Origin of the sequence: Curtobacterium sp. MCSS17_006 (assembly GCF_003234215.1) — a bacterium.
Lineage (GTDB): Bacteria > Actinomycetota > Actinomycetes > Actinomycetales > Microbacteriaceae > Curtobacterium > Curtobacterium flaccumfaciens.
Genome location: NZ_QKSO01000006.1, coordinates 176,137 through 185,169, shown reverse-complemented (window position 1 = coordinate 185,169; position 9,033 = coordinate 176,137). Strand labels below are relative to the sequence as shown.

Sequence of the window (9,033 nt, the reverse complement as noted above, 5' to 3'; positions counted from 1 at the left end):
TGCACTTGTTGCACGGGCTCGCGTCCACTTTGTGGTTCCCGACAGACGATCGGGAATCGAAACTGAATACACCGCTCTGCCCTCTTCACCGAGAGCAGCAGCTGGAACAGCTTTGAGACCAATGTATGATCTGGTCGAGAGTGTTCCGGTGGTCATAGCGAGAGGGAAACGCCCGGTCACATTTCGAACCCGGAAGCTAAGCCTCTCAGCGCCGATGGTACTGCAAGGGGGACCTTGTGGGAGAGTAGGACGCCGCCGGACTTAACGTATGAAAGATGTGGCCATCGGCCCTCCATCGAGAATTCGCAGGGGAAACCCTCGTTCTCGGTCGGGGCCGGTGGCCATTTCTGTTTCTGCCGCCGTTCACTCGACGCCGGCTCCGGTTCGTGATGGACTGGAAGCCGACGTCGGGTACCTGACGCGGCACCCAACACAACGACACAGCGGACGAACGCCCGAGGCACTGCACCGGGCACGCGATGAGGAGCAACGGTGGCGAACGACGACGATCAGCGGCGGAACGACCCGGACCGCGGAGATCGACCCCGACGGGACGGCGACCGGTTCCCCCGTCGCGACGGCGCTCCGCGTCGGGACGGCCAGAGCGATGGTCGTTGGTCGTCCGGTCCTCGTGAGTTCGAGCGCCGTGAAGGCGACCGTCGTGATCGTCCGCAGGGTGGAGACCGTCCCTTCCGTGACGGCGCGCCTCGACGGGACAGCGCTCCGCGTCGGGACGGCGATCGTCCGTTCCGATCGGGCGACCGGAACGACCGGCCGTCGTGGCAGGGCGACCGTGGTGACTCCGGCCGGCCTCCGCGCGGCGATGGTCCGCGCGGTGCCGATCGTCCGCGGCGCGACGGCGATCGTCCGTTCCGTGGTGGCTCGGACCGCCCGGCTCGTGACGGGGATCGTCCGTTCCGTGGCGGGAGCTCTGACCGTCCGCGTCGTGACGGTGACCGCCCGTTCCAGGGCGGTTCGGATCGTCCCCGCCGTGATGGCGATCGCCCGTACCGCGGCGGTTCGGACCGTCCGGCTCGTGATGGCGATCGTCCGTACCGTGGCGGCTCCTCGGACCGTCCCGCTCGTGACGGCGACCGCCCGTACCGGGGCGGATCGTCGGACCGGCCGCGGCGTGACGGCGACCGTTCGTACCGTGGTGGTTCGGATAGTCCCGCTCGTGACGGGGACCGTCCGTACCGTCGTGGTTCGGACCGTCCCGCCCGAGATGGCGACCGTCCGTACCGTGGTGGTTCGGATCGGCCCGCTCGTGACGGGGACCGTCCGTACCGTGGTGGCTCCGATCGGCCCGCTCGTGACGGGGACCGCCCGTACCGCGGTGGATCCTCCGATCGTCCGGCCCGTGGTGGTTCGTCCGACCGCCCGTTCCGGGGCGGTTCGTCGGACCGCCCGGCTCGCGACGGCGGTGAGGACCGTCGTCGTTTCGGTGACGGCAGTCGTCACGCCGGCGCCCGTTTCGGCGAGGCCGCGCGCGACGACTGGGAAGACCGCGACCCCTACGGCACGAAGTCGATCCGTCCGCGCCACGACGACCCGGAGATCCCCGAGGAGATCCAGGCGCGCGACCTCGACCCCGCCGCCCGGATGGAGCTGAAGACCCTCAGCAAGGACAACGCCGACTGGGTTGCCCGTCACCTCGTGGCCGCTGCGCTCTTCGTCGACGACGACCCCGAGACGGCCAACCAGCACGCCCTGAGCGCTGCTCGTCGTGCCGGTCGTGTCGGTGTCGTCCGCGAGACGGCCGCGATCACGGCCTACCGCCTCGGCGACTTCGCCACCGCGCTCCGGGAGCTCCGCACCTACCGTCGGATCTCCGGTCGCAACGACCAGCTCCCGATGATGGTGGACTGCGAGCGTGGCCTGGGCCGTCCGGAGCGGGCACTCGAGCTCGGTCGTTCGGTCGAGCGCTCGGCCCTCGAGACCCCGGTGCAGGTCGAGCTCGCGATCGCCATGTCCGGCGCTCGTCTCGACCTCGGGAATCCCACAGCCGCCCTCGGCGAGCTGGAGATTCCACAGCTCGACCCGTCCACCGCCTACACGTGGTCCCCGGCGCTCTACAGTGCTTACGCGGCCACGCTCGAGGAGCTCGGTCGACAGGACGAGGCCGACGAGTGGTGGGCCCGTGTGGACCGCGCGGCAGCGGCCCTCGCCGAAATCGCGGACGACAACGCTTGGGAGACAGTTGATGTGGTCGAGGAAACGCTCGAAGTCGAAGAACACGGAGACGCCGGAGACGACGACGCCGATGACCTCGGAGCCGACGACGTCGCGACCGATGAACTCGACGGCGACGACGAATCCGCCGGCGACGTCGACGACGACCTCGATGACGAACCCGCCCTCGACGACCTCGACGACGACACCTCGGCAGCCGACGAGCCCGGCGAGATCGACGACGACAACCCCCGCGACGTCGACGGCTCCGCAGCCGACTGAGCACTCGGCGGCCCTGACCGACGGCGTCGACGTGGTCCTCACCGACCTCGACGGCGTCGTCTACCGTGGCCGCAACGCCATCCCGCACGCGGTCGAGGCCCTGACCCGGGCATCGCTCACGGCGCGGGTCGGCTACATCACGAACAACGCGTCGCGCCGGCCGATCGACGTCGCTGAGCACCTCGAGCGCTACGGGCTCGAGGTGTCCGAGGGTGATGTCGTCACCTCGTCGCAGGCCGGCGTCCAGCTGCTCGCGACCCTGGTGCCGGCCGGAGCCACCGTCCTGGTCACCGGCGGGCTCGGGCTGTCCAGCATCGTCGAGGAAGCCGGGTTCACGGTCACCTCGAGTGCCGAGGACTCCCCGGCCGCGGTGATCCAGGGCTTCTCGCCGGACCTCGGTTGGAAGGAACTGGCCGAGGCCTCGTTCGCCCTGGCCGACCCGGACGTGCCGTGGGTGGCCACGAACATGGACTGGTCGATCCCGGTCGAGCGGGGCATCGCGCCCGGCAACGGCACGCTCGTGTCCGCCGTGCACCAGGCGGTCGGCCGGATGCCCGTGGTCGCCGGCAAGCCCGAGCGGCCGATCTTCGACACGGCGGTCGAGCGCTTCGGCGGCGGTCGGACCCTGTTCATCGGGGACCGGTTGGACACCGACATCAAGGGTGCGAACGACGTCGGGATCCCGAGCGTGCTCGTGCTCACCGGCATCGACAAGGCGAAGCAGGTGCTCGCGGCCGACCAGCGCTCGCGTCCCACCTACGTGCTCGAAGACCTCCGGGGGCTGTCCCAGCCGTACCCGGAGACGGTGCGGCGCGAGGACGAGGACGGCACCCGGTACGTGACCGTCGGTACCTCGACGGTGGCGATGCGCGGGCACGTCGTCCGGGTGCTCGACGCCGGGACGGACATCGATCGGCTCCGTGCTGGCTCGACGCTCATCTGGGAGTCCGGGTTGGCCATCTACGGCCTCGACGTGGACCCGCAGCTGTACGGCGGCGAGTAGCGTGTCGGACGTGCCGAACCCCGAGCAGCCGTCCGCCGAACCCGAGCAGCAGGACGCCTTCGCCGCGCGCACCGCCGAGGCCGAGGCCCTGCCGCTCGCCGAACGCGCCGACGCCTTCTCCGCCCTGCACGACGAGCTGCGGACGCGGCTCGAGAGCGGCGGCTCCGCGAGTGCCTGAGCCGGACGGAGCCGTGCACGACGCGACCCCGGTCCGCCTCGACGCCCTCCTCGCTGCACGCGGGCTCGCACGGTCGCGCACCGTCGCCAGCAAGCTGATCCAGGACGGCCGGGTGCTCGTGGGTGGCCGTGCCGTCCTGAAGCCGTCGACGCCGATCGCATCCGACGCGGACATCGAGGTCGACGCCGCGGACGAGTGGGTCTCGCGGGCGGCCCGGAAGCTCGTCGGTGCGCTCGACGCATTCGACGTCGACCCTTCCGGTCGGGTCGTGCTCGACGTGGGCGCGAGCACCGGTGGGTTCACCCAGGTGCTGCTCGCACGCGGCGCCCGCCGTGTCATCGCGCTCGACGTGGGGCACGGACAGCTGCACCCGACCATCGCGCTCGACGAACGCGTCGCCGTGGTCGAGGGGACGAACGCGCGGAACCTCACGCGCGCCGACTACCTGGCGCTCGACGGCGCCGCCGGCGAGACGAGCCTGGTGGTGGGGGACCTGTCCTTCATCTCGCTCCGACTCGTGCTGCCGGCGCTGGCCGAAGCCGTCCCCGCGGACGAGTTCGTGCTCCTGGTGAAGCCCCAGTTCGAAGTGGGTCGTGGCGGTGTCCGCGAGGGCATCGTGCACGACGCCGGGCTCCGGAACGACGCGCTCATGAACGTGCTGTGGGCGGCGTGGGACCTGGGGCTCGGCACCAGTGGGCTCGCCGCGTCCCCGATCGTCGGGACACACGGCAACCACGAGTACCTGGCCCGCTTCCAGCGCGGTGTCGGGGGCAATCCGACAGAATGGAGAGTCCGGGCGACCGAACTCACGGAAGGGTCTTCATGAGTGACGAACGGCACATCCTGCTCGTGTCCCACACGGGTCGCCGTGACTCGATCGACGCTGCGGTCGAGGTCTGCGACCTCCTGCACGCAGCCGGTCTCACGCCCGTCATGCCCTTCGACGAGTACGCCGACATCCGTCGTGCCGAGGCGTCGGTCGGCAAGGTCGACATCCTCGGCGTCGACGTCCAGCCGAACCAGCTCGAGATCGTCATCGTGCTCGGTGGCGACGGCACGATCCTCCGCGCGGCCGAACTCGTGCGGAACACCGGCGCTCCACTGATCGGGGTGAACCTCGGGCACGTCGGGTTCCTGGCCGAGAGCGAGCGTGACGGCCTGTCCGAGACGGTCGAGCGCGCGCTGTCCGTCGAGTACAACGTCGAGGAACGCGTCACCCTGCAGGTCGACGTGGTCGTCGGCAACCAGATCGTCTACTCGAGCTGGGCGCTGAACGAGGCCACGATCGAGAAGGCCTCGCGGGAGCGGATGCTCGAGGTCGTGACCGAGGTCGATGGCCGCCCGCTGTCGTCGTTCGGCTGCGACGGCGTGGTCGTGTCGACCCCGACCGGCTCCACGGCGTACTCGTTCTCCGGCGGTGGCCCCATCGTGTGGCCGGACGTCGACGCGCTGCTCATGGTGCCGCTGAGCGCCCACGCCCTGTTCGCCCGACCGATCGTCGTCGGGCCGGACTGCACGCTCGCGATCGAGGTCCTGCGGCGCACGAGCGGCGTCGGCGTCCTGTGGTGCGACGGCCGACGGACCCACGACCTGCCCCCGGGCGCCCGTGTCGAGGTCCGGCGTTCGCCCGACCCGGTGCGGGTCGCCCGCCTCAAGGACGCTCCGTTCACCGACCGCCTGGTCGCGAAGTTCCAGCTGCCCGTCGCCGGGTGGCGCGGCCCCCAGAGCGACGAGGACGACCGATGAGCGCGGAGGACACCCGATGATCGGCGTGGATGGGCGCAGCATCGCTTCCGCCCGGTCGGCCGTGGCGCAGCGAACGACGGAGGACGACCGATGATCGAGGAGATCGCGATCCGCGACCTCGGTGTCATCGGTGAGACCACGCTCGAACTCGGGCCGGGCTTCACCGTCGTCACCGGGGAAACCGGCGCGGGCAAGACCATGATCGTCACCGCGCTCGGGCTGCTGCTCGGTGCGCGGGCCGATGCCGGCTCGGTGCGCCGCGGTGCGTCGAGCGCCGTCGTCGAAGGCCGCTGGCACGTCCCCGAGCAGGACGCCGTCGCCGAACGTGTCGAGGACGCCGGCGGCACCGTCGAGGACGGCGAACTCATCCTCACCCGCACGGTCTCCGCCGAGGGGCGCAGCCGTGCCACGGTGGGCGGTCGGAGTGCGCCCGTGGCGGTGCTCGGCGAGCTCGCAGACCAGCTCGTCACCGTGCACGGGCAGTCGGACCAGATCCGCCTGACCTCGGCCACGGCGCAGCGGGCTGCCCTCGACGGGTTCGGGGGAGCCTCGCTCGAGAAGGCCCTCGCCCGGTACGTCGCCGCGTACGACGCCTGGCAGCAGCACGCCGGTGACCTCGAGGTCCTGGTCCGCGACCGGGACGACCGGGTGGCCGAGGCCGAGCGGATCCGCGCGGCCTCCGACGAGATCGAGGCCGCCGACCCGCAGCCCGGCGAGGACGTCGAGCTGGCCGAGCGCGCCGAACGGTTGGGCAACCTCGAGGAGCTCCGGTTGTCCGCGGCCCTGGCACACGAGGCGTTGTCCAGCGAGTCCCTCGACGGCGTCTCCGACGTCGTCGGCCTGGTCGAGTCCGCACGCCGTGCCGTGGAGCGCGTCGCGTCGTCGGACAGTGCCCTGCAGCCGGTGCTCGAGCAGCTCACGGAGCTCGGGATCCAGGCGGCCGAGGCCTCGGCGAGCATCTCGAGCTACCTCGGTTCCCTGGAACCCGAGGCCGGGCACGACCTCGAACTCATCAACGAACGCCGTGCCCTGCTGGCCGGCCTCACCCGCAAGTACGGCGAGACGGTGGACGACGTCATCGCCTACGGACAGCGTGCGAGCGACCGGCTGCTCGAGCTCGACGGCGACGACGACCGGATCGCGGCGTTACAGCAGTCGGTCGAGCAGGACGAGCAGGCGCTCGAGTCCGCCGCCGCCGCGCTCACGACGGCGCGCACCAAGGCGGCGACCGACCTGGCGAAGCGCGTGACCGCTGAGCTGAAGACCCTCGCGATGGGTGGTGCGACCCTGGTGGTCGAGGTCACCGACGCCGGCGAGTACCGCCGCCACGGCCGTGACCAGGTGACGATCCTGCTCCAGCCGCACTCGGGCACCGACCCCCGGCCGATCGGCAAGGGGGCGTCCGGCGGTGAGCTGTCGCGCGTGATGCTCGCGATCGAGGTCGTCATGGCCGGCAGCACCACGGTGCCGACGTTCGTCTTCGACGAGGTCGACGCGGGTGTCGGTGGCGCGGCGGCGATCGAGATCGGCCGGCGGCTGGCGAAGCTCGCCGAGCGGACGCAGGTCATCGTCGTCACGCACCTGGCCCAGGTCGCGGCCTTCGCGAACAACCACCTCAACGTCGTGAAGGACGCCAGCGGTGCCGTGACCTCGTCGAGCGTGCGCCGGCTCGAGGGCGAGGACCGGCTGCAGGAGATGGCACGGCTGCTCTCCGGACTCGGCGACAGCGCCAGCGGCATCGAGCACGCCCGTGAGCTGCTCGACGTGGCCGGCCAGCGAGCCTGACGACCAAGCAGGCGGGTGCCGCCCGCCGACCCGGCCACGGCCCGAGGACCCGGCCATCCACCCGCGCAACGCCCACGGCGAACCGAGGTCGCGCCTCCCGGCAGTTCTGACGTACGATGGAATCCCGTGGCGGACACTCTCAGCGGCGGTACCAATTCTTCGAACTCGACCCCGAAGGTGACGAAGCAGATCTTCGTGACCGGCGGGGTCGTCTCGTCTCTCGGCAAGGGCCTGACGGCGGCCAGCCTCGGCAACCTGCTCACGGCTCGCGGCCTCAAGGTCGTCATGCAGAAGCTCGACCCGTACCTCAACGTGGACCCGGGCACCATGAACCCGTTCCAGCACGGCGAGGTCTTCGTGACCGACGACGGTGCGGAGACGGACCTCGACATCGGGCACTACGAGCGCTTCCTCGACATCAACCTGTCGCAGGCCGCGAACGTCACGACCGGTCAGGTGTACTCGACGGTGATCGCCAAGGAGCGTCGCGGCGAGTACCTCGGCGACACGGTGCAGGTCATCCCGCACATCACCGACGAGATCAAGCGCCGGATGCGCGAGCAGGCGCAGAACGACCCGCAGCCCGACGTCATCATCACCGAGGTCGGTGGCACCGTCGGCGACATCGAGTCGCAGCCGTTCATCGAGTCCGCCCGTCAGGTCCGGCACGAGCTCGGCCGCAACAACGTGTTCTTCGTGCACGTCTCGCTGGTGCCGTTCATGAACGCCTCGGGTGAGCAGAAGACCAAGCCGACGCAGCACTCCGTCGCCGCGCTCCGCTCGATCGGCATCCAGCCCGACGCGCTGGTGCTGCGCAGCGACCGTCCGGTGTCGGAGTCGAACAAGCGCAAGATCGCGCTGATGTGCGACGTGGACGAGGACGCCGTGGTGAACGCCGTGGACGTCCCCTCGATCTACGACCTGCCGACGCTGCTGAACAACCAGGGCCTCGACCAGGTCATCGTCGACGCGCTCAAGCTCGACGCCGGTCCGGTCGACTGGACCGCGTGGACCCCGGTGCTGAAGGCCGTGCACGAGCCGAAGAAGGCCGTCACGATCGCCCTGGTCGGCAAGTACATCGACCTGCCGGACGCCTACCTGTCGGTCACCGAGGCGCTCCGCGCCGGCGGCTTCGCGCACGACGCCAAGGTGACGCTGAAGTGGGTCGTGTCCGACGACTGCACCACCCCCGAGGGTGCGGCGAAGCATCTCGGCGACGTCGACGGCATCTGCATCCCCGGTGGGTTCGGCGTGCGCGGCATCGAGGGCAAGCTCGGCGCGCTGAAGTTCGCGCGTGAGCAGGGCATCCCGACGCTCGGCCTGTGCCTCGGCCTGCAGTGCATGGTCATCGAGTACGCCCGCCACGAGGTCGGTCTGACCGACGCGTCGAGCACCGAGTTCGACCCGGAGACCTCGACCCCGGTCATCGCGACGATGGCGGAGCAGGTCGACATCATCGCCGGTGGCGACCTGGGCGGCACGATGCGCCTGGGCCTGTACCCGGCGTCGTTCACCGAAGGGTCGCTGGCGGCGGAGCTGTACGGAGCGCCCGAGGCCTCCGAGCGCCACCGCCACCGCTACGAGGTGAACAACAAGTACCGCGAGCAGATCGCGGACGCCGGCCTCGTCTTCTCGGGCACGTCGCCCGACGGGACGCTGGTGGAGTACGTCGAGCTCCCGCGCGACGTGCACCCGTTCTACATCGCCACCCAGGCGCACCCGGAGCTCCGCTCGCGTCCGACCGATGCGCACCCGCTGTTCGCGGGGCTCGTCGCGGCCGCGATCGAGCGCCACGAGGCGTCCAGCCTGTTCGACCCGCAGACCGAGGAGCAGGTCGCGTAAGCGCCGGTCTCCACGATCGGACGGG

8 protein-coding genes and 1 rRNA gene are annotated in these 9,033 nt (G+C 70.6%); all 9 read left to right on the top strand.

Features of this window, described 5'->3' with window-relative positions:
- Positions 1–144: 144 nt before the first annotated feature.
- The 9 genes from rrf to DEJ21_RS08165 all read left to right on the top strand — a co-directional run bounded on the left by rrf (position 145) and on the right by DEJ21_RS08165 (position 9,008).
- Positions 145–261: ribosomal RNA gene (rrf, locus tag DEJ21_RS08200) — 5S ribosomal RNA — on the top strand.
- A 16-nt stretch (positions 262–277) separates the two neighbouring features.
- Positions 278–1,612: a hypothetical protein gene (locus DEJ21_RS18200; RefSeq protein ID WP_181435823.1), complete on the top strand. Its 1,335-nt coding sequence runs from the start codon at positions 278–280 to the stop codon at positions 1,610–1,612.
- Positions 1,603–2,454, top strand: coding sequence for a hypothetical protein (locus DEJ21_RS18195; protein ID WP_111224281.1), 852 nt, complete (start codon positions 1,603–1,605; stop codon positions 2,452–2,454). Before DEJ21_RS18200 ends, DEJ21_RS18195 begins: the two co-directional genes overlap by 10 nt.
- A gap of 31 nt (positions 2,455–2,485) precedes the next feature.
- Positions 2,486–3,457: an HAD-IIA family hydrolase gene (locus DEJ21_RS08185; protein ID WP_258374959.1), complete on the top strand. Its 972-nt coding sequence runs from the start codon at positions 2,486–2,488 to the stop codon at positions 3,455–3,457.
- 10 nt (positions 3,458–3,467) lie between these two features.
- On the top strand, positions 3,468–3,635 hold the full coding sequence (locus tag DEJ21_RS18190; protein ID WP_164941184.1) for a hypothetical protein: 168 nt from the start codon (positions 3,468–3,470) through the stop codon (positions 3,633–3,635).
- A complete protein-coding gene (locus tag DEJ21_RS08180) occupies positions 3,628–4,461 on the top strand; it encodes a TlyA family RNA methyltransferase (protein ID WP_111224280.1) in 834 nt (277 codons plus the stop codon). The genes DEJ21_RS18190 and DEJ21_RS08180 overlap by 8 nt, the downstream gene beginning before the upstream one ends.
- A complete protein-coding gene (locus tag DEJ21_RS08175; RefSeq protein WP_111224279.1) occupies positions 4,458–5,381 on the top strand; it encodes an NAD kinase in 924 nt (307 codons plus the stop codon). Before DEJ21_RS08180 ends, DEJ21_RS08175 begins: the two co-directional genes overlap by 4 nt.
- A gap of 90 nt (positions 5,382–5,471) precedes the next feature.
- Entirely contained in the window at positions 5,472–7,166 is a 1,695-nt protein-coding gene (recN, locus tag DEJ21_RS08170) for a DNA repair protein RecN (RefSeq protein WP_111047474.1), read from the top strand.
- Between the two features lie 126 nt (positions 7,167–7,292).
- Positions 7,293–9,008 carry a CTP synthase gene (locus tag DEJ21_RS08165; protein ID WP_111224278.1) on the top strand — a complete coding sequence of 572 codons (1,716 nt, stop codon included), beginning with the start codon at positions 7,293–7,295 and terminating at the stop codon, positions 9,006–9,008.
- Positions 9,009–9,033: the final 25 nt, after the last annotated feature.

What these genes read in the sequence shown, in the direction of transcription:
- DEJ21_RS18195 (WP_111224281.1), top strand. Translation starts at nt 1,603, where the DNA reads ATGGAGCTGAAGACCCTCAGCAAGGACAACGCCGACTGGGTTGCCCGT.
- DEJ21_RS08175 (WP_111224279.1), top strand. Translation starts at nt 4,458, where the DNA reads ATGAGTGACGAACGGCACATCCTGCTCGTGTCCCACACGGGTCGCCGT.
- recN (WP_111047474.1), top strand. Translation starts at nt 5,472, where the DNA reads ATGATCGAGGAGATCGCGATCCGCGACCTCGGTGTCATCGGTGAGACC.